A 25,892-nucleotide genomic window follows, 5' to 3' on the forward strand; every position below is an offset into this window, starting at 1 on the left:
CTTTTTGCAAGAATGATTCACTACCATATGGCCTCATGGAAAATGATCTGGACCGTATTGACCGCAAGATCCTGTCAATCCTGCAGGAAGACGGCCGCATCGCCAACCTGAAGCTGGCCGAGGCGGTGGCCCTGTCGCCCACGGCCGTGCTGGCGCGGGTGCAGCGCCTCACGCGGGATGGCTACATCCTCGGCTACGAGGCGCGGCTGAACCCGCTCAAGCTGGGCGCGGGCATGCTGGTGTTCGTGGAGGTGCTGCTGGACCGCACCACACCCAATGTGTTCGACCAGTTCAAGGCCGCCGTGCAGGTGCACCCCGAGATCATGGAATGCCACATGGTGGCCGGCGGGTTCGACTACCTGCTCAAGACCCGCTCGGCCGACATGAATGCCTACCGCGTGTTCGCCGGCAACGTGCTGTGGCAGCTGCCCGGCGTGCGCGAGACGCGCACCTACGCGGTGATGGAAGAGGTCAAGCACAGCAACCACCTGCATCTGCGCTGAGCGCGGCGCTGCGGGCAGGTGGCGCGCCCTGCGTTGGCGGGGGCGTGCAAACTCCGCATAATGCCCGTCCATCCCATTGGCTGATTGAGGAGAAGACCATGAACCGCCTTGTCTGCGCCGCCGCTGCGGCTGTGTTGTCTGCCGTGCTGAGCCCTTCGGCGCTGGCTGCGTGCTATGTGGTTTACGGGGCCGACAAGGACATCCTCTACCGCGATGCGCACCCGCCGGTGGACCTCTCGCGCCAGTTGCATGAAACAGTGCCGGCGGTGGCGCCCGGCGCCACGCTGGTGTTCACGCCCGACAGCGGCGGCTGCGAGTCGCCCATCCACAACCTGCCCGTGGGCTGGAGCCAGGCGGCCACCGGCGCCCCGGCAGCGGCGGGCGAAGGCTTCGTGCGCGCACCGCGGGGCGACCGCGGCTGACCGCCCCAGGCAAGGCCCCGCTGGCCGGCGGCCGCCCCGGGGCCTGAGACAATCGGGGGATGAGCGAACCGAAAGAACTATCCCCCGCGTTGGAACCTTCCACGCAAGACACGCCGGATCTGCCCGAGGGCTGGCTGCAGGTGCAGTCCATGGACCTGGACGCCCAGGGCGTGGCCCGCAGGCCGGACGGCAAGGTGGTGTTCATCGACGGTGCCCTGCCGTTTGAGCTGGTCAGCGCCAACACCCACCGCAAGAAGAACAACTGGGAGCAGGCCAGCCTGCTGGCCATCCACCGCGAATCGCCGCAGCGCGTGCGCCCCGGCTGCCCGCACTTCGGCCTGCACGCGGGCGCTTGCGGCGGCTGCAAGATGCAGCACCTGGACGCGGCCGCCCAGGTGGCCGTGAAGCAGCGCGTGCTGGAGGACAACCTGTGGCACCTGGGCAAGGTCCAGGCCGAGATGCTGCTGCGCCCCATCCAGGGCCCCACCTGGGGCTACCGCTACCGCGCCCGCCTGGCCGTGCGCCATGTGATCAAGAAGGGCACGGTGCTGGTGGGCTTTCACGAGCGCAAGAGCCGCTACATCGCCGACATGCAGACCTGCAAGATCCTGCCGCCGCATGTGGACGCCCTGCTGATGCCCCTGCGTGGCCTGATCGCCAGCCTGGATGCGCGCGACACCTGCCCGCAGATCGAGCTGGCCTGCGGCGACACCGTGACGGCGCTGGTGCTGCGCCACCTGGAGCCGTTGAGCGCCGCGGACACCGAGCGGCTGCGTGCCTTTGGCGCCCAGCACGCCGTGCAATGGTGGCTGCAGCCCAAGGGGCCGGACACGGTGCACCTGCTGGACGCGGGCGGCGAGACCCTGTCGTACGGCCTGCCGGACTTCGGCATCACCATGCCGTTCAAGCCCACGGATTTCACGCAGGTGAACCCGCACATCAACCGCGTGCTGGTCAGCCGCGCGCTGCGGCTGCTGGACGTGGGCAAGCACGAGCGCGTGATTGACTGGTTTTGCGGCCTGGGCAACTTCACGCTGCCGCTGGCCACCCGCGCGCGCGAGGTGCTGGGCATCGAGGGCAGCGAGGCGCTGGTGGCCCGGTCGCGCGAAAACTATGTGCTGAATCAGGGCCTGGCGCCCGTCCATCAAGCGCTGGCAGCTACAAAATTTGTAGCGCGCAATCTTTTCGAGATGACGCCGGAAATGCTGGTGGCCGACGGCACGGCCGACAAATGGCTGGTGGACCCGCCGCGCGAGGGCGCGTTTGCGCTGGTGAAGGCCCTGGCCGATATCCACCGCGCCCGCCATGGCGTGGAGGGCGCGGCACCCCTGCCGCCGCAGGCAGAGGGCTGGACGCCGCCCCGGCGCATCGTCTACGTCAGCTGCAACCCCGCCACGCTGGCGCGCGATGCCGGCCTGCTGGTGCACCAGGGCGGTTACCGCTGCACGGCGGCCGGCATGGTCAACATGTTCCCGCACACGGCGCATGTGGAGAGCATGGCCGTGTTCGAGTGGGACGGGCACGCGCCATCGGTCAAGGTGGATGACGCCGCGCCCGAGGTGGCCGGGTAAATCCCTCCGAAAGGCAGCCCCGGCAGGGTTGCCCGCAGGCGTTCAGCTGCGGCTGCGGCTGGCGGCCGGGTCGCGGGGTTCGGTTTCGATGTCGCTGGAGCGTTCAGTGCGCTCGGGCTTGCTTTCCACCTTGCCGAGCACCGAGGGCGTGCCCTCGATCTTGTTCTCGCGCATGTACGCGTCCATGTCCTTCCACCCGGCGAACACCGCCGCCTTGGGGGCCTTGGGGTTCAGCGTGTAGCAGTCCTCCAGGCCGCGCAGGGCGTGGCGGCATGCGCCGCCGATGGCCTTGGCTTCCTCTTCCCGCTGGGCGATGCGCGGATCCGGGCCCAGGCCGGGGATCTTGTCGCAGGCAGTCAGCAGCAGGATGCTGGACAGGGCCAGCAGCCGCAGGGCGAAGAAGGTGGATTTGCGAACCATGTGCTTGCATTATCGGCAGGACTTCGCTGCGATTGAGGCTTGAAGCCTCCGCCGGCTCCACAAAAAACAAAAAAGGCTCCCGAAGGAGCCTTGGATTCAGATGCGGCGAAAGCCGCCCAGGGGGGCTTACTCCCTTTCTCCGCCCATGATGCCCAGCAGCGCCAGCAGGCTCTGGAACACGTTGAACAGGTCCAGGTACAACGCCAGCGTGGCGCTGATGTAGTTGGTCTCGCCGCCGTCCAGGATCTGCTTGAGGTCGTACAGCATGTAGGCGCTGAAGATGCCGATGGCGGCGACCGAGATGGCCATCATGCCGGCCGACGAGCCCACGAACACGTTGATGATGGCGCCCACCATCAGCACCAGCGCGCCCACCATGAGCCATTTGCCCATGCCCGACAGGTCGCGCTTGATCACGCTGGCCAGGCTCGCCATCACGACGAACACGCCGGCGGTGCCTGCAAAGGCCGTCATGATGAGGTCGGTGCCGTTCTTGAAGCCCAGCACCATGCCGATCAGGCGCGACAGCATCAGCCCCATGAAGAACGTGAAGGCCAGCAGCACCGGAATGCCGGCGGCCGAGCGCTTGGTCTTTTCAATGGCGAACATGAAGGCGAACGCGCCGCCCAGAAACACCATCAGCCCCACACCGCCGCGCAGCGACTGCGTGATGCCGGTGGCCACGCCCACCCACGCGCCGAGCACGGTGGGGATCATGCTCAGGGCGAGCAGCCAGTACGTATTGCGAAGCACCTTGTGGCGCTCTTCCTGCGAGATGCCGTAGCCCGCAGAGTGGCCCAGGGTGGTGACTTGGTCGTTCATCATCTTGTGTCTCTCCTTGTTGGCCTGCACAGCGCAGACACTTGCAAATTCTAGGACCTTGCGTTTTTGCGGGCCGCCGTCGCCGCGCCGGTCACCTACTTTTTGGTGTGGGTACTTTCACCCTGAATGGCGGCAGTGCCGTGCGCGGCGCCGCTATGCTTGCTCCCTGCCGCGTGGAATGCCGTGGGATCCTCTGCTCGCGCCATTGTTCCCGCTGTTCTTCTCTTTCAATTCTTGCAAAGCAAAACTCTTCCATGAAAACCAAACACGAACTTGAACTGGCCGACGTCAAGACCATCGCTGCCGCGGCCGAGGCCGAGGCGCTCAAGAACGGCTGGGCGGTGACCATCGCCATCGTGGACGATGGCGGCCACCTGCTGTGGCTGCAGCGGCTGGACGGTGCTGCCGCCGTGTCGTCGCACATCGCCCCCGCCAAGGCCCGCACGGCCGCCCTGGGCCGGCGCGAAAGCAAGGTGTACGAGGACGTGGTCAATGGCGGCCGCACCTCGTTCCTGAGCGCCCCCGGCATCGACGGGCTGCTGGAGGGCGGCGTGCCCGTCCTCAAGGACGGCCAGTGCCTGGGCGCCGTGGGGGTGAGCGGGGTCAAGTCCACCGAAGACGCGCAGATCGCGCGGGCCGGCATCGCTGCGCTGGGGCTGTGACGCCTGGGGCGAGGCGCCCGCGGGCGCCTTGTCTGCTATCTTTTGAAGAGCTGCTTGCGCAGACTGGGCGGTCGATTGGGCCCCCTATCAGTCTCGGCAAGCGCCCATGAAAAAACCGGCGCAGCGCCGGTTTTTTCATGGGCGTCCCAAGGACAGGATCGTGCGGTGGGGCGGGGCAGGGCGGGAAAAAAGGCCTGGCTACGCGGGTAAACCCGTTGGCTGGCAAAAACGACCCTGGCGGACTTATTGCAAGCCCGGGAGTCGCCCCACGATGAAACTCATTTGGTCAGGATCAGCTTGCCCAGCTTCGTCGCTTGCAGGCGGTACACCGACCCGTTGTGGCTGATGGCGACGGCCTTCTGGCCCTGCAGCAGCGCGCTGCTGTCGACTGCGGCAACGCCGGGCACACCGGCCCCGGTGGGGGCTCCGTCACCCTCCGCGGCGGGGGTGCGTGCGGAGTCGGCGGTGCGGGTACGCAGGAGCGAGGCGGCGGGCGTGGAAGCTTGCATGGAGAGGTCCTGTGGCATTGCAGTGCGTTTTGTTAATGATAACGATTCGCAATTACAAGTCAAGCGAGAAAACGGTATCTTTTTGTGGCAAGGGTGGGCGGTGGCTGGGCCGCACAGCGGCCTTGTGCGACCCCGAAAAGATGATGAACAGCTTCTGGGCAGGGGGCCGGGCCCCCGCGCCTCAGAACGGTCCTCAGGACTGGGGGTCGGTCACAAAGCCGATCTTGCGCACGCCGGCGCGCTGGGCCGCGGCCATGGCCTGGGCGACGAACTCGTAGCGCACGTTCTTGTCGCCACGGATGTGCAGGTCGGGCTGGGGCTCCTTGGCGGCCTCGGCCTGCAGGCGCGGGAAGAGTTCTTCTTCCGACACCTGCGACTCGTTCCAGTAGTACTTGCCATCGGCCGACACGGACAGGCGCACGGTTTCGGGCTTGACGTTCTCGGGCTGGTTCGTGGCGCGGGGCAGGTCCACGTTCACCGCATGTTTCATCACGGGCACGGTGATGATGAAGATGATGAGCAGCACCAGCATGACGTCCACCAGGGGCGTCATGTTGATCTCGTTCATCACGTCATCGGCGTCGTCTTGGGTTCCGAAGGCCATGGCTCAGTTGCCTTTCTTCATGGGCAGCACCTTGCTGCCCAGGTCGCCGCCAGCGCTCACGCGGGCGCCGGTCACGAAGTAGGCGTGCAGGTCGTGGGCAAAGCTGTTGAGGCTGCCCAGGATGGACTTGTTGCCGCGCACCAGCGCGTTGTAGCCCAGCACGGCAGGGATGGCCACGGCCAGGCCCAGCGCGGTCATGATCAGTGCCTCGCCGATAGGGCCGGCCACCTTGTCGATGGTGGATTGGCCCGAGGTGCCGATGGCCACCAGCGCGTGGTAGATGCCCCACACGGTGCCGAACAGGCCGATGAAGGGCGCGGTGGAGCCCACCGAGGCCAGGATGGCCAGGCCCGATTGCAGACGGGCCGTGAACTCGTCGATGCAGTTGCGCAGGCAGCGGGTTACCCAGTCGCTCACGTCCAGACTGTCGTGCAGGTGGGCCTTGGTGTTGCGGTGGTGCGCCGTCGCCTCGCGGCCTTCCAGGGCCAGGTGGCGGAAGGGGTTGGCCGGATCGCCGCCCAGCTTGGTCAGGCCGGCGGCGAAGTCCTCGCTGTGCCAGAAGTCCCGGGCGTTGCGGGCGTATTTCTTGAACTTGATGATGTCCAGCGCCTTGATGAGGATGACGATCCACGAGGCCAGCGACATGCCCAGCAGGATGATGGCCACGGCGCGGGTGACGAAGTCCCCCTGGGTCCAGACGTTGGCAATGCCGAAATGCGATTCCATGAGAACTACTCCCTAAGCGGTAATGTGATTATTCGAGAACGAAGTTGATGGGCACCAGGTTCCACATGGTCTCTGGCACGCCATTGCGTTTGCCCGGCACGAAGCGCCAGCGCATGACGGCCTCCTGCGCCTGCCGGTCCAGCCGGTCGAAGCCGCTGGACTTGCTGATCTCCACCTTCTGCGGCAGGCCGTCGGTGCCGATGAGCACGCGCAGCACCACCTTGCCTTGCTCGCCCATGCGTTTGCTGATGGCGGGGTAGCTGGGCTTGGGGTTGTTCAGGTAGGCGGCGTCGCTGGACGGCAGCTCGATCTTCGGCGGCGCGGGCGGCGCCGGAGGCGCCGGGGCTGGCGCGGGTGGCGCCACCGGGCCCTCGATGGGTGGCGCGGGCGGCTGCGGCGTGGTGATGCCGGTGGGGGCGTTGGGCGCGGGCGTGGGGTCCGCAATGGCCACGGGCATGGGCGCGGGGCGCGGCGCGGCCTTGGGAGCCGGGCGCGGGGGCGGCGGCGGCGCGGGCGGTGGTGGCGTGACCTTGGGCGGCGCGGGGGGCGCGATGAATTCGGACAGCAGCTCGGCGGGCACGATGACCTCGGCCGCCTTGCGCACCAGCCCCGACTGCAGGGCCCACAGGCCCACCACATGCAACGCCACGACCGAACCGACGATCACGGTGTTGCGGCTGAGACCGCCGGGGGCGGCAAAACGATCTGCGTGAGACATAAAAATGATAGCGGCCAGCGCTTGTCCAGCAAGCGCTAGCGCCCTAAAAGACCCTCACTGATTATTTGCGAAAGATCCACCAGGCCGAGCCTGCGACAAGGATCAGGCTGCCTGCGAGTGTAGAGAGGAGTTCCATGACTTGCTTTCCAGAATGGAGCTGGCAAGCTGGATGGCCTGGGGCGCTGCATCGTTGTGCAGGGCGGCCACAGGGGCCGAAGGGCTGCACTGGGCCACCACGTCCCGGGCGCAGCCTTCGCAGCACCCGCACTGCGTGGCCACACCCAGTTCGAACTGGATTTCGTCAAAGCTCATCCCGGCACGGGCGTGGCGGGCGATCTCCCGGTCGGAAATCCGGCGGCAAACACAAACGATCATGGCGGCAGGGCAGACAGTGTGGCTGGCGTTGATTGGGATGTTGAAATTATAAATGCGAATCCATCGCATTTGCAATAAATCAACGGTGCCTGCAGGGGCAACGGTCGGCACCTGCCATGGCACCTTAGTCGGGTGCGATCAAGGCGGGGGACGCGTCGGCCAGCGTGGCGCAGCCGGTGAGGGCCATGGCGATCTCCAGCTCGTCGCGCAGCAGGCGCAGCACGTGGGCCACGCCGGCCGCCCCTGCGTTGGCCAGGCCCCAGACGGCCGGGCGCCCCACCAGCACGGCCGACGCCCCCAAGGCCATGGCCTTGAGCACATCGGTGCCGCGCCGGATGCCGCCGTCCACCAGCACCGGCACCGCCCCGCCCACGGCCTGCACGACGCGGGGCAGGGCCGTGGCGGTGGCGGGGGCCGTATCGAGCGTGCGCCCGCCGTGGTTGGACACGATCAGCCCCGCCGCGCCCGCATCCACGGCCTGCCGCGCATCAGCCGGGTGCAGCACGCCCTTGAGCAGCACGGGCAGGCGTGTCACCGACCGGAGCCAGGCGATGTCGTCCCAAGTGGGAGCGTGGTGCAGCAGCCCGTCGAACAAGGCGCTCTGCCCGGCGGCGAGGCGGGGCGCTGCGGGCGGCTGCATGCCGGCCAGGTTCACGGGGCCGATGCCAGGCGGCAGCCGAAAGCCTGCGCGCCGTTCGCGGTCCCGCGCACCGCTGGTGGGGGCGTCCACCGTCAGCACCAGGGCCTCGTACCCGGCGGCCTCGGCGCGCTGCACCAGCGCCCGGGTGAAGCCGCGGTCCGGCTGCAGGTACAGCTGGAACCACAGGGGCCCGCGGCCCGGGTCCGGGTGCACGGCGCTGGCCACGGCCTCCAGCGACACGCTGGCCTGGGTGCTGAGCACCACGCCCGCGCCCAGCGCGGCCGCGGCGTAGACCAGGGCCAGTTCGCCGTCCGGGTGGGCCAGGCGCTGAAAGGCAATGGGCGCCAGCAGGATGGGATGCGCCAGCGTGCGGCCCAGCAGCGGGACCCGCGTGTGCCCGCCGGCCAGCGGGCGCAGCACCCGCGGCCACAGTGGCAGGGCTTCCCACGCGCTGCGGTTGCTGCGCAGGGTGATCTCATCGGCCGCGCCGCCGCTGAAGTACGACCAGGCGTTGTCGTCCAGCCTTTGGCGGGCGTGCTGCTCATGGTCGGGCAGGCTCACGATGTCGGCTGCAAGCGGCTGCTGGACGGGAAGAGTGGTCATATCAAAGAAAATAGCTGCTGGCGCTTGATGCATAAGCGTGAGCAGCTATCAATAAAGGAGCAATTGCAGTGCGGCGCCGCCGGCGCGGGCGCCCCGCCGCACGGTGCCGGACGATGGGGGGCTGTTCGGCCTTCGTCTTTGCGGGTGGCGGTGCCTCATACATCGGCCCACATGCGCAGCAGGTTGTGGTACGTGCCGGAGAGCGCGATCACCGAAGGATCCTTCTCGCCCACGCTTTGGCGCAGCCGCAGCAGCGCCATGTCCATGTCGAACAGCAACTGCCGCTGCTCCAGCCCGCGGACCATGCTCTCCACCCAGAAGAAGCTGCACACGCGGCGGCCCCGCGTGACCGGGGACACCTGGTGCACGGTGCTGCTGGGGTACAGGATCAGGTCGCCGGCCGGCAGCTTGATGCGCTTTTCGCCCCAGGCCTCGCTGGCCACGAGTTCGCCGCCCTCGTATTCGTCCGGCGGCGTGAGAAACAGCGTGCACGACAGGTCGCTGCGCACCCAGCACTTGTCGGCGCGGGAGTGCATGACGGCGCTGTCCACATGGTTGCCATAGAAATTGGCCTCGCCGCCGTAGTTGTTGAACAGCGGGTTGAAGATGCGCCGCGGCAGGGCCGCCGAGAAGAACAGCGCATTGCGGTGCAGCGCGGCCTTGACCAAACCCTGCAGCTGCGCGGAGACATCGCTGCCTTGGGCCAGCTGCAGATTGTTCTTCTGGTGCACGGCTTGCTCGCCCGCACTGCGCGCGCCTTCCACCCACGGGGCCTCAGGCCCCAGGTGCTGGCGAAAGAAGGCCACTTCGTCTGCGCTGAGAACGTCTTTGATGTGCAGGAACATGGTGCTCGATGATGAACCCGCGCGCGCCGGGATGTCCACTGCGGCGCGCGCGGGTTGTGCTTCGCCCTGGGGTCAGAAGCGGGTCTTCAGCGTCAGCTGCACGGCGCGCGGCGCGCCCGGCGTGTAGAAGCCGCGGTACAGGCCGTCCGCATAGGTGCGGTCGAACAGGTTGCTGACGTTGAGCTTGAGCGAGGTCTTGTCGTCAAACGCGTATTCCGCCATGGCGTCCATCACGGCAAAGCCGCTGGCATACACCGCACGGGAGCCCTCGGGGTTCTGCTTGGCGCGGTAGGTGATGCCGGCGCCCACGCGCAGCTTGGAGGTCACGGCATACGTGCTCCACACGCTGCCGCTGTGCTTGGGCGTGAGGCCTGGGCGGTCGCCCTGCACCTGCGCGCCGCCGCCGTTGGCCGCCAGCGCCACGTTGCTGCGGTCGATCTTGGCCGAGGGAATCCAGGTGTGGTTGAAGAACAGCTCCCACTTCGGCGTCAGGCGGCCCGCCAGGTTGAACTCCATGCCCGTGGCGTGGCGCTTGCCCGACAGCAGCTCCTGCGCCGCGGCAGAGTCGGGGTCGGTATTGCGCTCGTTGTACTTCTCGCTGTAGAAGGCGGCCACGCCCAGCAGCGCGCGGCGCTCAAACAGCTCGAACTTGCTGCCGATCTCGATGTTGCGGCTCTTCTCGGCGGGCGTGTTGGCCGCGCGTGTCGTGCCGTTGTTAAGGTTGATGCCGTACTGGTAGGTGTCGCCCGACGTGTTGTACGAGGTGCCATACGACACGTAGTACGACGACAGCTCGTCCGGCTGGAACAGCAGGCCCAGGCGGGGGCTGAACAGGCTGTCGGAGCGGTCGCCGGCGACACTGCCATCGGGGTTGCGGTACGACGCCTTGAAGTTGTCATAGCGCAGGCCGCCCACGAACTTCAGGGTGTCGTTCAGCGAGACCGTGTCCTGGAAGTACAGGCCCAGGTTGCGCGAGGTGAACGTGTTCCATGCCACGGGCGCGCGGCCGTCCGCCACCCATGCGCCATCGTTGGGCGTGCCCACCGTGGTGGTGGGGCGGGGCGTGGGGTTGGAATAGTTCTGGTTGCGCTTGGCGTCGTCGTCGTAATAGTCCACGCCGGCCAGCACCGCGTTCTTGCGGCCTCCCCAGTTGAAGGTGTTGCTGTAGTCGCTTTGCACCTGCAGCACATCGCTCTCGCCCTTGCGGCCCTTGGACCCACGGGTCAGCACGGTGCTGTCGTTGATCTGGCCCAGTGTGATGTTGCTGTTCTGAAAGCCGATGGTGCTGGCCAGCAGATCGCGCTCGTACCGGCCGTAGCGCAGGCGCGTGTTCAGCTCGCCACTGTCGTCAAAGCGGTGGATGTGGCCCAGCGTGACGTACTGCGACGAGGTGTTGTTGTGGTCGCTGGCCAGGCCGTAGTAGTTGCGTGCGTCCAGCGGCGTGTTGATCTTGCCGTCCACCAGGCGCCAGGGGTGGTTGTAGAGCGGGCGGCCCTTGGATTCGAGGTAGTACAGCCCGATCGAGAACTCGTCCCGCGTGCCGATGCCCCAGGCGAACGTGGGCGCAATGCCGCGCTTGTCCTGCTTGGCGCCATAGTTGTCGAACTCCTGCACCATCGCGTTCAGGCGGAACGCGGCGTTTTCGCCGGTCTTGAAGTTGAAGTCGCCCGTCAGGCGGTGGTACTGGCCCGTGCCCAGCGTGTACGAGACCTCGTGCTGGTCGATGAGCAGGGGCGCCTTGTTGACCTGGTTGACCACGCCGCCGGTGGAGCCCTTGCCAAACAGCATGGAGGCCGAGCCCTTGAGCACTTCGATGCGGTCGTTGTTGAAGGTGTCGCGCTCGATCAGCGGAGCGTCCTTCATGCCGTCCACGTAGATATCGCCCGCCTGGCCCAGCGAGAAGCCGCGCAGGCGCACGTCCTCTTCGCCGGTTTCGCCCGACAGGAACGTGACGCCGGCCGTGGTGCGCAGCACCTCGCGGAAGTCGTCCTGGTTGCGGTCGTTCATCAGCTTCTCGGTGAACACCGTCACCGATTGCGGAATGTCCTTGATGTCCTGCTTGCCCTTGCCGACGGTGGTCTGCTTGATGAGCAGTGTGTCCTTGCCCTGGACCTCCGCCTGCTCCTTGACCGTCACGGTCGACAGGGTGGTTTCGGCCGGCGCGGTCTGCGCCATGCTGCCCACAGAGGCGGCCAGCATCAACGCGCCCAGCGGAAGCAGGGCCTTGTCCGATGCCATGCCGCTACGGGGAGCAAATGCAGAGGCGGTAGTGTTTTGTGGGGTGCGCAGCAAAGTGCTGCGGCGCTGAGCGCGGTTTTTCGCCAAGATTGGCCTCCGTCAAAGGGAAATGTGCTGTGGGCGCGTGAAAGCGCCGGGCGCAGACGAGAGGCAGTGGCTAGATGAACATGGCTGTGCTTCGACTTGCAGCTTTATGTTACATCAAATGCGGGTCATTCTCATTTGCATTGATGTCAATTTGCCACACGCCGGGCCGCCGCCATGAAAAAAGCCGGCAAAGCCGGCTTTTGGGGGAGTTTGCGCAGCAGCGCTTACTTGACGTGCTTGCCGATCAGGCCGGCCAGTTCAAACATCGACACCTGGGGCTTGCCAAACAGTTCCTTCAGCTTGGCGTCGGCGTTGATGTTGCGCTTGTTGGTGGCGTCCTGCAGGTTGTTGGCCTTGATGTAGGTCCACAGCTTGCTGATGATCTCCGTGCGCGGCAGAGGCGCCGAGCCCACCACGGCAGCCAGCGCGGGGCTGGGCGTGAGCGCCTTCATGAAGGCGGCATTGGGGGTGCGCTTCTTGGCGGGGGCAGCAGCCTTCTTGGCTGCGGGGGCTGTTTTTGCCGGAGCTTTTTTTGCAGTTGCCATGTTGGGTTTTCCTTGGAAGTAGATTTTCACCAGCGAAGACGACGCTTTCCCACTGGCAGGCCGATGCTACTGGGAAAAAAACACGTTTCCAAGGGAAGCGGGGCTTTTTTTGCCTCGATTTGTAGCCGTGGCGCCGCGTTCCGGCCCAAAGCGGCCCGCAAAGCGCGCCGTTGTTGACAATTCAGAGGTTTCGGGGCGCTTGCGGCAGGGTGTTTTCGCTGTACGACAATGCAAGGCGAACCCCCGCCGTGCCGTTGTGGCGCTGGCGGACCGACTGCCCACGTTTCGTTTTTTTGAAAGGCTTCAGCATGTCTGCCGTTCCCCCCGTTCCGACGTTCAGCACCTGTGATTTCTGTGACGCGCACAAGGGCGACCTGAGCGGCGCCTTCCGCGTGCTCCCGCCCGTGTTCCAGAGCTATGGCGCGGTGGCGGCGTTTGCCGGACCGGTCAGCACCGTCAAGTGCCACGAGGACAACACCCAGGTCAAGGCGGCCGTCGAATCGTCGGGCGAGGGGCGCGTGCTGGTGGTCGACGGCGGTGCATCGTTGCGCCGGGCACTCGTGGGCGGCAACCTGGCTGCGGCGGCGGCCCGCAACGGCTGGGCCGGGCTGGTGGTCAACGGCTGCGTGCGCGACGTGGCCGAACTGAATGCTGCGGCGGTCGGCATCCGGGCGCTGGCGCTGATGCCGCTGCCCACGGAGCGCCGGGGGGAAGGCCAGCGAGACGTGCCGGTGCAGATGCAAGGGGTCTGGGTGCGGCCGGGCGACTGGCTGTACGCCGACGCCGACGGCATCGTGGTGGGCGCGCAGCCGTTGTCCAAGTAGATCGCCCGGGGCCTGGCCCCGCCACCCGCTTTCGTTTTTCCTGGCCCGGAGCCCTCTGCCATGCCCGAACCAACGCCGGCAGCGCCGGCCCTCCGCCATGTTTTTGTCTACGGCACGCTGCGCCGCGGCGGCATCAACGACATCACGCGGTTGCGCCCCGCTCCCCGCTTCGTGGGGGCGGCGCGCGTGGCCGGCGTGCTCTACCACCTGGGGGCCTATCCCGGCATGACGCTGGGCGGCAGCGAATGGGTGCAAGGGGAGGTCTACGCCATCGACCCGGCCCTGGAGCCTCTGCTGGACGAAATCGAGGACCTCGGCTCCCACCCCACGGACGAGTACATCAAGCGCGAGATCGACGTCGCGGTGGACACCCGGGTGCTGCAGTGCCTGGTGTACGAAATCAACCCCCGCTACGCCCAGCCTGCACTGCGCGTGCCTGGCGGGGACTGGATGCAGGCGGTGGCGCCGCAGCCGTCGCTGCGATGACGGGTGCGTTTTTTGTGTGATGAGAGTTGCTTTTCATGATGTGAATTGCAACGATTGCTGCGCTGCGAAATTTTTTCTCAATATGAGAAATTCTTTTTCACATTGAGGGAGTGTGTTGCTAAGCTATTGATGTGTAAGAGAAAAATTTATCTCTTGTATAAGACATAAGAGCTTGCGCAGGTCTTATAGAAGACTTACAGTTGTCTCCAAGGGCGGCATCTGCAGCCCGGTGTTTTCAACCAACCCTCTGGAGTGATCTCATGCCCCAATCCCTCAACGAACAACTGAGCCGTGAACAGCAAATTGCCGCCCTGGAAAAAGACTGGGCGCAAAACCCCCGCTGGAAGGGTGTGAAGCGCGGTTACTCCGCCGCCGACGTGGTGCGTCTGCGCGGCAGCCTGCAGCCCGAGTACACGCTGGCCAAGCGCGGCGCTGAAAAGCTGTGGGACAAGATCAATGGCGGCGCCAAGAAGGGCTACGTGAACGCGTTTGGCGCCATCTCCGCTGGCCAGGCCATGCAGCAGGCCAAGGCCGGCCTCGAAGCCGTGTACCTGTCGGGCTGGCAAGTGGCCGCCGACGGCAACACCAGCGAAACCATGTACCCCGACCAGTCGCTGTACGCGTACGACTCGGTGCCCACCATGGTCCGCCGCATCAACAACACCTTCAAGCGTGCCGACGAAATCCAGTGGAGCCGTGGCGTCAATCCCGGCGACAAGGAGTTCATCGACTACTTCCTGCCCATCGTGGCTGACGCGGAAGCCGGTTTCGGCGGCGTGCTCAACGCCTTCGAGCTGATGAAGAACATGATCTCCGCGGGCGCTGCCGGCGTGCACTTCGAAGACCAGCTGGCTGCCGTGAAGAAGTGCGGCCACATGGGCGGCAAGGTGCTGGTGCCCACGCAAGAAGCCTGCGAGAAGCTGATCGCCGCACGCTTTGCGGCGGACGTGATGGGCGTGCCCACCATCGTGCTGGCCCGCACCGACGCCGAGGCTGCCAACCTGATCACGTCCGACCACGACGCCAACGACAAGCCTTTCCTGACCGGCGAGCGCACGCAAGAAGGCTTCTACCGCGTGAAGAACGGCCTGGAGCAAGCCATCAGCCGCGGCGTGGCCTACGCCCCCTATGCCGACCTGGTGTGGTGCGAAACCGGCGTGCCCGACATCGGCTTTGCCCGTGAATTCGCCCAAGCCGTGCTGGCCGCCAATCCCGGCAAGCTGCTGTCGTACAACTGCTCGCCTTCCTTCAACTGGAAGAAGAACCTCAACGACAAGCAGATCGCAGCCTTCCAGGAAGAGCTGTCCGCGCTGGGCTACAAGTACCAGTTCATCACGCTGGCCGGCATCCACATCAACTGGTACAACACGTTCCAGTTCGCCCACGCCTATGCCCAGGGCGAAGGCATGAAGCACTATGTGGAAATGGTGCAAGAGCCTGAATTCGCTGCACGCGACAAGGGCTACACCTTCGTGTCGCACCAGCAGGAAGTGGGCGCAGGCTACTTCGACGACGTGACCACGGTGATCCAGGGTGGCTCGTCCAGCGTGAAGGCGCTGACGGGTTCTACCGAAGAAGAGCAGTTCCACTGATCTCCCGGCCCCTCCAGCGAGGGGTTGAGCGTGGCTCCGTCACCTGCAAGAAAGCCACCCGCCCGGGTGGCTTTCTTTTTTTCATGGTGCCTTGCCGGTCGCGCAGGGTTGCTTATTGCGAGGCGCCGCAATTCTTGTGGAAGGTCCAGGCGTTGTTCAGCAAGAAGTTGTTCAGCGCCACGGCCACCGCCGCCGCCATGGCCCCCCACCCGTACCACAACCCGAGGACGTCGGTGAAGAGCTTGATGATGAGGATGTTGAGGCCCAGGCCGATCAGCGACACGACGCAGTACTTGATCATCGAAGCCCAGTAGCTGCCCGAGAACCCGAAGGTCCAGAACCGGTTGGCGAGGTAGGAGATGAGCAGGGCCAGAATGAACCCCGCGGTGGTGGCCGCCACCGGATCGGCCAGATGCATCTCCACCAGCAGAAACAGGGTGGACATGTGCACCACGGCGCCGAGCACGCCCACCACCCCGTAGCGCAGCAACCGGGACAAGGGGGGCAGAGCCCGCGGTGTTGCTGCCGCTGTGGCCGGATGCGGTGCGTTGTGCGGGTCGTGCGTCATCGCCTGGGGCCCGGCAGTTCTTGCGAAACAATGTACCGCGGACGTTGTTTCACTTCCTCGTAGATGCGCGCCAGGTACTCGCCAATGATGCCCAGTCCGATCATGAGCGAGCTGCCGATGATCAGCAGCAGCAGGATCACCGTGGTGAAGCCGGTGATGGCCGCACCGGAGAGCTTCATGTAGACCGTGTGGACACCCAGCAACACCGAGAAGGCGAAAAAGACCAGGCCGAAGATGGTGATCAGGTGCAGCGGAAAGGTGCTGAAGCTTGTCACGGCCACGGCCGCGAGCCGGACCAGGCCGAAAACGGACCACCCCGAATCGCCCGCAATGCGGGGCTCCACCTGAAAGGGAATCTGCGTGGTGCGAAACCCCATCCAGCTGACCATCCCCCGAAAGAACACGTTGCGTTCCTTCATCGTCCGGTAGGCCTCGACCACCCGCTGGTCCAGCAGCTTGTAGTCGGAGGCGCCGTTCAGGTCGTGGCCCGAGAAGGCGCGCAGGATCAGGTAGAAGAGCTTGGCGCGGGCGGCGGACATCGCGGATTCGTTGCCCCGGCTGGACTTGACCGCCTCGACGATGTCGGCCTCGCCCGTTCGCCACGTCTGGACGAGGGTGGGCAGCAGGGAGGGCGGGTGCTGCATGTCGCCATCCATCAGGACGACGGCCCGCCCGCGGGCGGCGGCCAGCCCAGCGGACACGGCGGCCTCCTTGCCGAAGTTGCGGCTCAGCCGCAAGCCGCGCAACCCCGGCATGCCGGCGGACAGGGTGGTGATTTCGTCCCAGGTGCTGTCCTTGGAGCCGTCATCCACCACCACGATTTCCCAGGTCGATGCGCACTGGGAGAGGTATTTTTCAACTTCGCGCAGCGTGACGCGGATGCCCGCAGCCTCGCAGTACACCGGGATGACGACGGAAATCTCAGGTTGCATAAGTATGATCAGAAATCGGCTGCGCCGGACCCGGCCGCAAGCACCGGAGCGACGACGGTGCTTTGCTCTCCAAAGGAACCGTGGCGCAGCCTCTGCGCGGGACTGTCGCACATTTCGCGGTTTGAACCGTATGGCGGGATTCTCGGTCGAAAATGGCCGGGCGCGGCGCGGTTGTCTGGCGGCCGCCACGCTTTCCCCGCGCTCGGTGGGGCCGGCGGAACCGCAGCCGGAGTAAAATGACGGCAACTTCAATGCACAAGAGCGAGAAAGGCAATCTGGTTATGACACCGCGAACTACCTCGGAGATCACTCTCGCCGGCCGCTGAGGCTGGCTGTTCGCGCCTGCACGAGATTGCACTTCCCCCTCCAAAAGCGCGGACCGGTTCCGCGCTTTTTTGTTTCCGGGCCTGGCGCGTGCCCGATTTCTGATTCACGAAGAGAAAGACAGCTCCCATGATTCACATCACGCTTCCGGATGGTTCGCAACGCGAGTTCCCTGGTCCGGTCACGGTGGCCGAGGTGGCCGCTTCCATCGGTGCAGGCCTGGCCAAGGCCGCCCTGGCCGGCAAGATTGGCGACAAGGTAGTGGACACCAGCTACCAGATCACGGCCGACAGTCCGCTGTCCATCGTGACCGCCAAGGACGCTGATGGCCTGGAAGTGATCCGCCACTCGACGGCCCACTTGCTGGCCTATGCCGTCAAGGAGCTGTTTCCCGAAGCGCAGGTCACCATCGGGCCGGTGATCGAGAACGGCTTCTACTACGACTTCGCCTACAAGCGCCCCTTCACGCCCGAGGACCTGGCCGCAATCGAAAAGCGCATGGCCGAGCTGGCCGCCAAGGACGAGCCCGTGGTGCGGCGCGTGCTGCCGCGTGACGAGGCCGTGGCCTATTTCAAGGGCCTGGGCGAGAACTACAAGGCGGAGATCATCGCCAGCATCCCCAGCAACGAGGACGTGAGCCTGTACCGCGAGGGCAGCTTCGAAGACCTGTGCCGCGGCCCTCACGTGCCCAGCACGGGCAAGCTCAAGCACTTCAAGCTGATGAAGGTGGCGGGAGCCTACTGGCGCGGCGACCATCGCAACGAAATGCTGCAGCGGGTGTATGGCACCGCCTGGGCCAGCAAGGAAGAGCTGCAGCAGTACCTCACCATGCTGGAAGAGGCCGAAAAGCGCGACCACCGCAAGCTGGGTCGTGAGCTGGACCTGTTCCACCTGGACGAGCATTCGCCTGGCACGGTGTTCTGGCACCCCAAGGGCTGGGCGCTGTGGCAGGAGGTGGAGCAGTACATGCGCCGCGTGTACCGCGACAACGGCTACCAGGAGGTGAAGGGGCCGCAGATCCTGGACAAGAGCCTGTGGGAGAAGACGGGCCACTGGGACAAGTACCGTGACAACATGTTCACGACGGAGTCGGAAAAGCGCGAGTACGCGCTCAAGCCGATGAACTGCCCGGGCCACATCCTGATCTACAAGCAGGGCATCAAGAGCTACCGCGACCTGCCGCTGCGGTACGGCGAGTTTGGCGCCTGCCACCGCAACGAGCCGACCGGTGGCCTGCACGGCATCATGCGCGTGCGTGGCTTCACGCAGGACGACGGCCACATCTTCTGCACCGAAGAGCAGGTGCAGGAGGAATGCGCCAACTACACGGCCCTGGTGCAGAAGGTCTACAAGGACTTCGGCTTCACCGACATCATCTACAAGGTGGCCACGCGCCCCGAGGCGCGCATCGGCTCGGAAGAAGCCTGGGACCGCGCCGAAAAGGCGCTGATGGACGGCCTGCGCCACTCGGGCTGTGAATTCGAGATCGCCGAAGGCGAGGGCGCTTTCTACGGCCCGAAGATCGAGTACACGCTCAAGGACGCACTGGGCCGCCAATGGCAGTGCGGCACGATGCAGATCGACCCCAACCTGCCCGAGCGCCTGGACGCCGAATACGTGGCCGAAGACGGCAGCCGCAAGCGCCCCCTGATGCTCCACCGTGCCACGGTGGGCAGCATGGAGCGTTTCATTGGCATGCTGATCGAGCACTACGCCGGCGCCATGCCGGTGTGGCTGGCTCCCGTGCAGGTGGCGGTGCTCAATATCACCGATGCCCAGGCCGATTACTGTCGCGAAATTGCCGCACAGCTGCAAAAAGCACTGCCGAATCAAGACCTTAGGGTGGTGACCGATCTGCGCAACGAGAAGATTACGTATAAAATACGGGAGCATTCGTTGCAAAAGCTGCCGTACATCCTCGTCGCGGGCGACAAGGAAAAGGCCGCCGGAGCCGTCGCAGTGCGTGGCCGTGGCAATCGTGACCTCGGCGTGATGTCCGTTGAAGCGTTCGCTCAGTTGATCGCCCAGGACATCGCCACCAAAGCCTGATTTTTATTGAAAACAAGCTTCGGCGCTTGCCTTGTGGGCGGTTTTTGCTACAAAAATTGTAGTGTTTTGTTTGAAGGAATACAGCCATCGCTACGGAATTTCGTGATCGTCGCCAGCGCGAGGAACGCAAGCACCGCCTGAACCGGGAAATCATGGCCCCGGAAGTTCGCTTGTCCGGACCGGACAATGAGCCTCTGGGTGTGGTGAGCTTGATGGAAGCCTTGCGCATGGCAGGCGAGCTGGATGTGGACTTGGTCGAGATCGCCGCCACGGCCAATCCGCCAGTGTGCCGGCTCATGGACTATGGCAAATTCAAGTACCAGGAGCAAAAGCGCGCTGCGGAAGCCAAGGCCAAGCAGACGGTCATCGAGATCAAGGAAGTCAAATTCCGCCCGGGTACGGACGATGGCGACTACAACATCAAGATGCGCAATATTCGCCGGTTCCTGGCGGATGGCGACAAGTGCAAGATCACTTTGCGCTTCCGTGGCCGTGAAATCACGCACCAGGAGCTGGGGCTGGCCTTGCTGAACCGCATCCGGGACGACCTGGGCGACACGATCCTCGTCGAGCAGTTCCCCAAGCTGGAAGGCCGCCAGATGATCATGATGATCGCTCCAGGGCGCAAGAAGCCTGGCGGCGGGGCTGCGAAGCCTGCGGCCGACGGGGCTGCACCCGCCGCGGGCGGTGCCGCGGCCTGACAGGCGGCAGGGTTAGGGTTTTGGGTTCTGCTTCCGCAAGGAGGCGGGGCCTGGAAAAGGCAGTGCATCCGCACTGCCGCTGGGGGGTGCAAACCTTCCAAAAGAAGTGGCTCGGGGCCAACAAGTTTGCGGATCGGTCTGCAAACGCCTCGCGAGCACAAACAAAGGAGCATTCAAATGCCCAAAATGAAGACCAAGAGCAGCGCGAAAAAACGTTTCCGCGTTCGTCCCGGTGGCACCGTCAAGCGCGGTCAAGCCTTCAAGCGTCACATCTTGACCAAGAAGACCACCAAGAACAAGCGCCACCTGCGTGGTGCAGTGAATGTGCATGAGACCAACATGGGCTCGATCGCACAAATGCTGCCCAGCGCTGGCCTGTAATAACTGACGAACAAGGAGTACATACATGCCTCGCGTCAAACGTGGTGTAACGGCCCGTGCCCGTCACAAGAAAGTTCTCGCCCTTGCCAAGGGTTTCCGTGGTCGCCGCGGTAACGTCTTCCGCATCGCCAAACAGGCGGTGATGAAGGCGGGGCAATATGCCTACCGTGACCGCCGCACCAAGAAGCGCGTGTTCCGCCAGCTGTGGATCGCCCGTATCAACGCCGCTGCCCGTGAACTGGGCCTGACCTACAGCCAGTTCGCCAACGGCCTGAAGAAGGCATCCATCGAGATCGACCGCAAGATGCTGGCCGATCTCGCCGTGCACGACAAGGCTGCCTTTGGCAGCATCGTGGAGCAAGTCAAGGCCAAGCTGGCTGCTTGAGTTCACGATGAGTGGCTATCGTTCTGATAGCTGCTTGCGCAATAACAGCAAGGGCTAGGGCTTGAAAAGGCGCTAGCCCTTGTTCATTTTCACGGGTCGATAAAGAACGATTTGCGCACAACGGGTGGAGGCAAGACGCCTGCCGCAGGGCGATGCCGCCGGTGCATTCCCCTTTGTTTGCGCAAGTCCTGAAAGAGTCGGTATGAACGAGTTGGATTCCCTGGTCGAGAGCGCGACGCAGTTGTTCGCGCAAAGCGCTACCCCTGCTGATCTGGAAAACGCCAAGGCGCAGTTTCTGGGCAAGTCGGGCCGCGTGACCGAGCTCATGAAGGGCATGGCGCAGTTGTCCGTGGAGGAAAAGAAATCCCGCGGTGCTGCCATCAACCTCGCCAAGCAAGCCATTGAGGCTGCTCTGACGGCACGCCGCCAGGCCCTGGCCGATGCCGAGTTGCAGGCCCAGCTCAAGGCCGAGGCGCTGGATGTGAGCCTGCCGGGCCGCCAGCGCGGGCAGGGTGGGCTGCACCCCGTGTCGCTCACGCTCGAGCGCATCGAGGGCATCTTCGGCTCCATGGGTTTCGATGTGGCCCAGGGCCCCGAGATTGAGACCGACTGGTTCAACTTCACCGCGCTGAACACGCCGGAAGACCATCCCGCGCGTTCCATGCACGACACCTTCTACGTGGAGGGCGGCACCGCCACCGCCCCCAACCTGCTGCGCACGCACACCAGCCCCATGCAGGTCCGCCACGCGGTGCAGCACGTCAAGAAGCACCGCGCGCTGCTCGATGCGGGCCAGCCCATGCCCGAGATCCGCGTGATCGCCCCGGGCCGCACCTACCGCGTGGACAGCGACGCCACGCACTCGCCCATGTTCCACCAGTGCGAGGGCCTGTGGATTGGCGAGAACGTGAGCTTCAAGGACCTGAAGGTCGTGTTCACCGATTTCTGCCGCACCTTCTTTGAAAGCGACGATCTGGTGCTGCGTTTCCGCCCGAGCTTCTTCCCGTTCACGGAGCCCAGCGCCGAGATCGACATCCAGTTCCAGACCGGCCCGCTGGCCGGCCGCTGGCTGGAGGTGGCCGGCTCGGGCCAGGTGCACCCCAACGTGGTGCGCAACATGGGGCTGGACCCCGAAAAGTACATCGGCTTTGCCTTTGGCATGGGCCCCGACCGGCTGACCATGCTGCGCTACGGCGTGAACGACCTTCGCCTGTTCTTCGACGGCGACATCCGTTTCCTGTCGCAGTTCCAGTAAGCCAGCGAATCCATCCAGGCACTGCAAAAAAGTGAGCTGCCAGCGCTTGATTCAACTGGTTTTCAATGCGATTTCGCATGGAAACTGAAGACTGACAAGCGCAAGCAGCTATCTTTTCAAGAGCAAGTGCCAAGAGCCTAAGCCAAGAGTTACTACACCATGCAATTCCCCGAGTCCTGGTTGCGCGAGTTCTGCAACCCCCCGCTGAGCACCCAAGCGCTGGCCGACACCCTCACCATGGCCGGCCTGGAGGTCGAAGAGCTGCGCCCCGTGGCGCCGCCGTTCACGAAGATCGTCGTGGGCGAAATCAAAGAGGCCGTGCAACACCCCGACGCCGACCGCCTGCGCGTGTGCCAGGTGGATGTGGGGCAGGGCGCCCTGCTCAACATCGTGTGCGGCGCACCCAACGCGCGCGTGGGCATCAAGGTGCCGTGCGCCCTGGTCGGCGCAGAGCTGCCGCCGGGCGATGACGGCAAGCCCTTCCTCATCAAGGTGGGCAAGCTGCGCGGCGTGGAAAGCCAGGGCATGCTGTGCTCGGCGCGCGAGCTGAAGCTGTCCGAAGACCACGGCGGCTTGCTGGAGCTGGATGCCGCAGCGCCCGTCGGTCAGGACATCCGCACCTACCTGAACCTGGACGACACGCTGTTCACGCTCAAGCTCACGCCCAACCTGGCGCATTGCCTGAGCGTCTACGGCATTGCGCGCGAGCTGGCGGCGCTGACCGGCGCGCCGCTGAAGCAGCCGTCGTTCCCCGCCGTGCAGCCCACGCTGAACGACAAGCTGCCCGTGAAGATCAGCGCGCCCGACCTGTGCGGCCGTTTCTCGGGCCGCATCGTGCGCAACGTGAACACGCGCGCCGCCACGCCGCAGTGGATGCTGGACCGCCTGGCGCGCTGCGGCCAGCGTGGCGTGTCGCCGCTGGTGGACATCTCCAACTACGTGATGTTCGAGCTGGGCCGCCCCTCGCACATCTTCGATCTGGACAAGATCCATGGCGCCTTGAACGTGCGCTGGGGCCAGCCGGGCGAGCAGCTCAAGCTGCTCAACGGCAACACCATCACGGTGGACGAGAAGGTGGGCGTGATTGCCGACGACAGCCAGGTCGAGTCGCTCGCCGGCATCATGGGCGGCGACGCGACGGCCGTGTCGGACGACACCCAGAACATCTACATCGAAGCCGCCTTCTGGTGGCCCAAGGCCGTGGCCGGGCGCTCGCGCCGTTTCAACTTCTCCACCGACGCCGGCCACCGCTTTGAACGCGGCGTGGACCCGAGCCTGACGGTGGAGCACATCGAGCGCATCACGCAGCTCGTCATCGACATCTGCGGCACGCCCGAGACCGCCTGCGGCCCCATGGACGACCAGCAGGTGAACGTGCCTCAGCCCCAGCCCGTCACGCTGCGCGTGGCGCGCGCCGCCAAGGTCATCGGCATGCCGCTCACGCAGGCGCAGTGCGCCGACGCGCTGCGCGGCCTGGGCCTGCCGGTGACGGAAGGCGAGGGCACGCTCACCGTGGCGCCGCCCTCGTACCGCTTCGACATCACCCTCGAAGAAGACCTGATCGAGGAAGTGGCCCGCATGGTGGGCTACAACAACCTGCTCACCACGCCGCCGCTGGCGCCCATCACGCCCAAGCTGCCGCCCGAAGCCACGCGCAGCCCGTTTGCCGTGCGCCGCCAACTGGCCGGCCTGGGCTACCAGGAAACCATCAACTTCAGCTTCGTGGAAGAGCGCTGGGAGCATGAGTTGGCGGCCAACCCCACGCCCATCAAGCTGCTCAACCCCATCGCCAGCCAGATGGGCGTGATGCGCTCCACGCTGCTGGGCTCGCTGCTGCAGGTGCTCAAGTTCAACCTCGACCGCAAGGCCGAGCGCGTGCGCGTGTTCGAGCTGGGCCGCGTGTTCCTGCGCGACGCGAGCGTGCGCAACAGCGACACCACGGTGGAAGGCTTTCACCAGCCCATGCGCGTGGCGGGCCTGGCCTACGGCGCGGCGGATACGCTGCAGTGGGGCCGCAAGGAGCAGGCCGTCGACTTCTTTGACGTGAAGGGCGATGTGGAAGCGCTGCTGGCACCACTGCGCGCCAGCTTTGAAGCGGCCACGCACCCCGCCATGCACCCGGGCCGCTGCGCACGCGTGCTGGTGGGCGGCCAGGCCATCGGTTTCGTGGGCGAGCTGCACCCGCAGTGGCGCCAATCGTGGGACCTGCCCCAGGCGCCGGTGCTGTTCGAGCTGGAGCTGGACGCCGTGCTGCAGCGCGCCGTGCCGCAATTCCAGCCAGTGGCCAAGCACCAGGCGGTGGAGCGCGATGTGGCCGTGGTGGTGGCCGAACGCGTCACGCACGCCGACATCATGGCCGCCATCCGTGCCGCAGCCCCGCAGGGCATGCTGCGCTCGGCCGTGCTGTTCGACGTGTACCGGCCCAAGGCACTGCGCCCGGGAGAGGCGGCACCCGCCGGCGGCCTGGCAGCGGGCGAGAAGAGCCTGGCGGTGCGCCTGACGCTGGGCCGCGGCGAAGCCACGTTGACCGAGGCCGAGATCGAGGCCGCCGTGCAGGCGGTGGTGGCCCGCCTCGTGCAGGACACCGGCGCGCGGCTGCGGGTGTGACGATGACGTTGAAGGGGAGTGATGCAGTGATTGAATTTGCTGTCGAGAGCCTGGAAACCCCGGCACTGACCAAGGCCCAGCTGGCCGATCTGCTGTTCGACCAGATCGGCCTGAACAAGCGCGAGTCCAAGGACATGATCGACGCGTTTTTTGACCTCATTGCCCAGAGCCTGGTCGAGGGCAAGGACGTCAAGCTGTCGGGCTTCGGCAATTTCCAGATCCGGACCAAGGCGCCGCGCCCGGGGCGCAATCCGCGCACCGGCGAGGCCATTCCGATCAAGGCCCGCCGCGTCGTGACGTTCCACGCCAGCACCAAGCTCAAGGAGCAGATTCAGACGTCCGGCACATTGTGAATTATTGCCAATGTGTTGCCGAAACTTTGATGCGGGCTGGCGGCGCCGGCCCGTCTGCAGTACCCTCACCGGCTTTCTCCCTCTGGTCTGAACGCAACCTTCATGGGAAACGCACTTCCATCCATCCCTGCCAAGCGCTATTTCACCATCGGTGAAGTGGCCGAGCTGTGCGGCGTCAAGCCCCATGTGCTGCGCTATTGGGAGCAGGAGTTCACGCAACTGCGCCCCATGAAGCGCCGCGGCAACCGCCGCTACTACCAGCACCACGAAGTGCTGATGATCCGCCGCATCCGCGATCTGCTGTACGACCAAGGCTTCACCATCAACGGCGCGCGCAACCGCCTGCAGGAACTGGCCCATGCAGCCCGCAACGACGCAGCCGCTGTGGAACTGGTGGACGAACCCGAACTGCCCAGCATGCTGGTGGATGCCGCGCGCGACCTCTCCATTGATGCGCGGGGGGGCGTCGCGCTGGATTCCAACGCGGTGCGCAAAGAATTGTTTGAAATTCGTGCGCTACTTTCTCCCAGCTGAGATTTTTGTGTATATAATCTAAGTCTTGTCGGCGTGTAGCGCAGCCTGGTAGCGCACTTGCATGGGGTGCAAGGGGTCGCGAGTTCGAATCCCGCCACGCCGACCATTGATAGCAAGAGCCCAGAATCGAAAGATTCTGGGCTTTTTTGCTTTGGGCGTCTTTCGACCGCCTGCAGGGAAAGGCGATGCGATAGCGCCGCCCTTGCGGATCAGCCTTTTGCCTTGGGTGCCGGCGTACCGTGCGGAAAGCCCAGCGCCCGCAGTTCCTCATCGCTCAGGTGCAGCTCGGTCAATTCAGGCTGGCGGGGCTCCACCGCACGCCGACGTTCGTAGTTGCCCGGCGGGCCGGCTTCGGTTTGCCGTCGGTCCTTTCCGCTGCGTCGGTCGTTGGTGGCTCTGCGTTCCAAGGTCATCTGCGTCTCCTGCGCTGGGCTCGTCGGGGGTGGGTGGCGCCGACCAGCAAGGTCGGCCCTAGGAGTCTGCGCGGCAGAAGGAGCATCGGCTGCAACGCGCGATAAACCGGTCTCGCGCGGTACTCCCTCCTGCGCCCAGGGGGCCACCCTGGGCTTGTCGGTAGCACCACGCGATCCTCGGTTTTCGCGCGTTTCGCT

29 protein-coding genes and 1 tRNA gene are annotated in these 25,892 nt (G+C 65.3%); 16 read left to right on the top strand and 14 right to left on the bottom strand.

Annotation, left to right across the window (positions count from 1 at the left end):
- Positions 1-35 precede the first annotated feature (35 nt).
- From LWW96_RS06970 to rlmD, 3 genes are all read left to right on the top strand, one after another.
- The gene (locus tag LWW96_RS06970) at positions 36-503 is read left to right on the top strand and encodes an Lrp/AsnC ligand binding domain-containing protein (protein WP_291485386.1); all 468 of its coding nucleotides are present in this window, start codon (positions 36-38) and stop codon (positions 501-503) included.
- Positions 504-601: 98 nt separating this feature from the next.
- On the top strand, positions 602-925 hold the full coding sequence (locus tag LWW96_RS06975; protein ID WP_291485388.1) for a hypothetical protein: 324 nt from the start codon (positions 602-604) through the stop codon (positions 923-925).
- Positions 926-984: 59 nt separating this feature from the next.
- Positions 985-2,496: a 23S rRNA (uracil(1939)-C(5))-methyltransferase RlmD gene (gene rlmD, locus LWW96_RS06980; RefSeq protein ID WP_291485390.1), complete on the top strand. Its 1,512-nt coding sequence runs from the start codon at positions 985-987 to the stop codon at positions 2,494-2,496.
- A gap of 42 nt (positions 2,497-2,538) precedes the next feature.
- On the opposite strand, the gene LWW96_RS06985 is transcribed toward rlmD, so the two are convergent.
- Together LWW96_RS06985 and LWW96_RS06990 are read right to left on the bottom strand one after the other, a co-directional pair.
- Positions 2,539-2,916 carry a hypothetical protein gene (locus tag LWW96_RS06985; protein ID WP_291485391.1) on the bottom strand — a complete coding sequence of 126 codons (378 nt, stop codon included), beginning with the start codon at positions 2,914-2,916 and terminating at the stop codon, positions 2,539-2,541.
- Positions 2,917-3,042: 126 nt separating this feature from the next.
- Positions 3,043-3,738, bottom strand: a complete 696-nt coding sequence (locus LWW96_RS06990) for a Bax inhibitor-1/YccA family protein (protein WP_291485432.1) — start codon at positions 3,736-3,738, stop codon at positions 3,043-3,045.
- 254 nt (positions 3,739-3,992) lie between these two features.
- On the opposite strand from LWW96_RS06990, the gene LWW96_RS06995 reads away from it, so the two are divergent.
- Positions 3,993-4,400: a heme-binding protein gene (locus LWW96_RS06995; protein ID WP_291485394.1), complete on the top strand. Its 408-nt coding sequence runs from the start codon at positions 3,993-3,995 to the stop codon at positions 4,398-4,400.
- A 278-nt stretch (positions 4,401-4,678) separates the two neighbouring features.
- Here the strand turns inward: LWW96_RS06995 and LWW96_RS07000 are convergent, their stop codons facing one another.
- The 9 genes from LWW96_RS07000 to LWW96_RS07040 form a co-directional block, all read right to left on the bottom strand.
- Complete coding sequence (locus LWW96_RS07000; RefSeq protein ID WP_291485396.1) at positions 4,679-4,909, bottom strand: hemin uptake protein HemP; 231 nt, start codon at positions 4,907-4,909, stop codon at positions 4,679-4,681.
- 193 nt (positions 4,910-5,102) lie between these two features.
- Complete coding sequence (locus LWW96_RS07005; RefSeq protein ID WP_291485398.1) at positions 5,103-5,513, bottom strand: biopolymer transporter ExbD; 411 nt, start codon at positions 5,511-5,513, stop codon at positions 5,103-5,105.
- Between the two features lie 3 nt (positions 5,514-5,516).
- On the bottom strand, positions 5,517-6,239 hold the full coding sequence (locus tag LWW96_RS07010; RefSeq protein WP_291485400.1) for a MotA/TolQ/ExbB proton channel family protein: 723 nt from the start codon (positions 6,237-6,239) through the stop codon (positions 5,517-5,519).
- A 28-nt stretch (positions 6,240-6,267) separates the two neighbouring features.
- Positions 6,268-6,957 (bottom strand): energy transducer TonB, encoded by a 690-nt coding sequence (locus LWW96_RS07015; RefSeq protein WP_291485402.1) that lies wholly within the window; start codon positions 6,955-6,957, stop codon positions 6,268-6,270.
- Between the two features lie 102 nt (positions 6,958-7,059).
- On the bottom strand, positions 7,060-7,332 hold the full coding sequence (locus LWW96_RS07020; RefSeq protein WP_291485404.1) for a (2Fe-2S)-binding protein: 273 nt from the start codon (positions 7,330-7,332) through the stop codon (positions 7,060-7,062).
- A 124-nt stretch (positions 7,333-7,456) separates the two neighbouring features.
- Complete coding sequence (locus tag LWW96_RS07025; RefSeq protein WP_291485406.1) at positions 7,457-8,575, bottom strand: alpha-hydroxy acid oxidase; 1,119 nt, start codon at positions 8,573-8,575, stop codon at positions 7,457-7,459.
- A gap of 155 nt (positions 8,576-8,730) precedes the next feature.
- Positions 8,731-9,420, bottom strand: coding sequence for a Fe2+-dependent dioxygenase (locus LWW96_RS07030; protein WP_291485408.1), 690 nt, complete (start codon positions 9,418-9,420; stop codon positions 8,731-8,733).
- Between the two features lie 72 nt (positions 9,421-9,492).
- The gene (locus LWW96_RS07035) at positions 9,493-11,658 is read right to left on the bottom strand and encodes a TonB-dependent siderophore receptor (RefSeq protein WP_291485411.1); all 2,166 of its coding nucleotides are present in this window, start codon (positions 11,656-11,658) and stop codon (positions 9,493-9,495) included.
- Between the two features lie 311 nt (positions 11,659-11,969).
- On the bottom strand, positions 11,970-12,290 hold the full coding sequence (locus LWW96_RS07040; protein ID WP_291485413.1) for an SWIB/MDM2 domain-containing protein: 321 nt from the start codon (positions 12,288-12,290) through the stop codon (positions 11,970-11,972).
- A 308-nt stretch (positions 12,291-12,598) separates the two neighbouring features.
- Between LWW96_RS07040 and rraA the strand changes: the two genes are divergently transcribed.
- The 3 genes from rraA (at position 12,599) to aceA (ending at position 15,192) form a co-directional block, all read left to right on the top strand.
- A complete protein-coding gene (gene rraA / locus LWW96_RS07045) occupies positions 12,599-13,114 on the top strand; it encodes a ribonuclease E activity regulator RraA (protein WP_291485414.1) in 516 nt (171 codons plus the stop codon).
- 60 nt (positions 13,115-13,174) lie between these two features.
- The gene (locus LWW96_RS07050; protein ID WP_291485416.1) at positions 13,175-13,600 is read left to right on the top strand and encodes a gamma-glutamylcyclotransferase family protein; all 426 of its coding nucleotides are present in this window, start codon (positions 13,175-13,177) and stop codon (positions 13,598-13,600) included.
- A 260-nt stretch (positions 13,601-13,860) separates the two neighbouring features.
- On the top strand, positions 13,861-15,192 hold the full coding sequence (gene aceA, locus LWW96_RS07055; RefSeq protein ID WP_291485418.1) for an isocitrate lyase: 1,332 nt from the start codon (positions 13,861-13,863) through the stop codon (positions 15,190-15,192).
- 112 nt (positions 15,193-15,304) lie between these two features.
- On the opposite strand, the gene LWW96_RS07060 is transcribed toward aceA, so the two are convergent.
- Positions 15,305-15,691, bottom strand: a complete 387-nt coding sequence (locus LWW96_RS07060; RefSeq protein WP_291485420.1) for a GtrA family protein — start codon at positions 15,689-15,691, stop codon at positions 15,305-15,307.
- 65 nt (positions 15,692-15,756) lie between these two features.
- Positions 15,757-16,692: a glycosyltransferase family 2 protein gene (locus tag LWW96_RS07065; protein ID WP_291485422.1), complete on the bottom strand. Its 936-nt coding sequence runs from the start codon at positions 16,690-16,692 to the stop codon at positions 15,757-15,759.
- A gap of 453 nt (positions 16,693-17,145) precedes the next feature.
- Here LWW96_RS07065 and thrS point away from each other — a divergent pair, with 453 nt between their 5' ends.
- The 9 genes from thrS (at position 17,146) to LWW96_RS07110 (ending at position 25,387) form a co-directional block, all read left to right on the top strand.
- Positions 17,146-19,065 (top strand): threonine--tRNA ligase, encoded by a 1,920-nt coding sequence (gene thrS, locus LWW96_RS07070; RefSeq protein ID WP_291485424.1) that lies wholly within the window; start codon positions 17,146-17,148, stop codon positions 19,063-19,065.
- Positions 19,066-19,151: 86 nt separating this feature from the next.
- Positions 19,152-19,766, top strand: a complete 615-nt coding sequence (gene infC, locus LWW96_RS07075; protein WP_291485433.1) for a translation initiation factor IF-3 — start codon at positions 19,152-19,154, stop codon at positions 19,764-19,766.
- A 177-nt stretch (positions 19,767-19,943) separates the two neighbouring features.
- Entirely contained in the window at positions 19,944-20,147 is a 204-nt protein-coding gene (gene rpmI, locus LWW96_RS07080) for a 50S ribosomal protein L35 (RefSeq protein ID WP_005795135.1), read from the top strand.
- 25 nt (positions 20,148-20,172) lie between these two features.
- Positions 20,173-20,532 (top strand): 50S ribosomal protein L20, encoded by a 360-nt coding sequence (gene rplT, locus LWW96_RS07085; RefSeq protein WP_005795139.1) that lies wholly within the window; start codon positions 20,173-20,175, stop codon positions 20,530-20,532.
- Positions 20,533-20,734: 202 nt separating this feature from the next.
- Positions 20,735-21,787, top strand: coding sequence for a phenylalanine--tRNA ligase subunit alpha (pheS, locus tag LWW96_RS07090; protein ID WP_291485426.1), 1,053 nt, complete (start codon positions 20,735-20,737; stop codon positions 21,785-21,787).
- A 159-nt stretch (positions 21,788-21,946) separates the two neighbouring features.
- Entirely contained in the window at positions 21,947-24,394 is a 2,448-nt protein-coding gene (gene pheT, locus LWW96_RS07095) for a phenylalanine--tRNA ligase subunit beta (protein ID WP_291485428.1), read from the top strand.
- A gap of 2 nt (positions 24,395-24,396) precedes the next feature.
- The gene (locus LWW96_RS07100; RefSeq protein ID WP_291485429.1) at positions 24,397-24,747 is read left to right on the top strand and encodes an integration host factor subunit alpha; all 351 of its coding nucleotides are present in this window, start codon (positions 24,397-24,399) and stop codon (positions 24,745-24,747) included.
- A gap of 102 nt (positions 24,748-24,849) precedes the next feature.
- Complete coding sequence (locus tag LWW96_RS07105; RefSeq protein WP_291485430.1) at positions 24,850-25,281, top strand: MerR family transcriptional regulator; 432 nt, start codon at positions 24,850-24,852, stop codon at positions 25,279-25,281.
- A 29-nt stretch (positions 25,282-25,310) separates the two neighbouring features.
- A tRNA-Pro gene (locus LWW96_RS07110) sits at positions 25,311-25,387 on the top strand.
- 103 nt (positions 25,388-25,490) lie between these two features.
- Here the strand turns inward: LWW96_RS07110 and LWW96_RS07115 are convergent.
- A complete protein-coding gene (locus tag LWW96_RS07115; RefSeq protein ID WP_291485431.1) occupies positions 25,491-25,694 on the bottom strand; it encodes a hypothetical protein in 204 nt (67 codons plus the stop codon).
- Positions 25,695-25,892: the final 198 nt, after the last annotated feature.

The organism is Acidovorax sp., assembly GCF_021287135.1.
Lineage (GTDB): Bacteria > Pseudomonadota > Gammaproteobacteria > Burkholderiales > Burkholderiaceae_C > Acidovorax.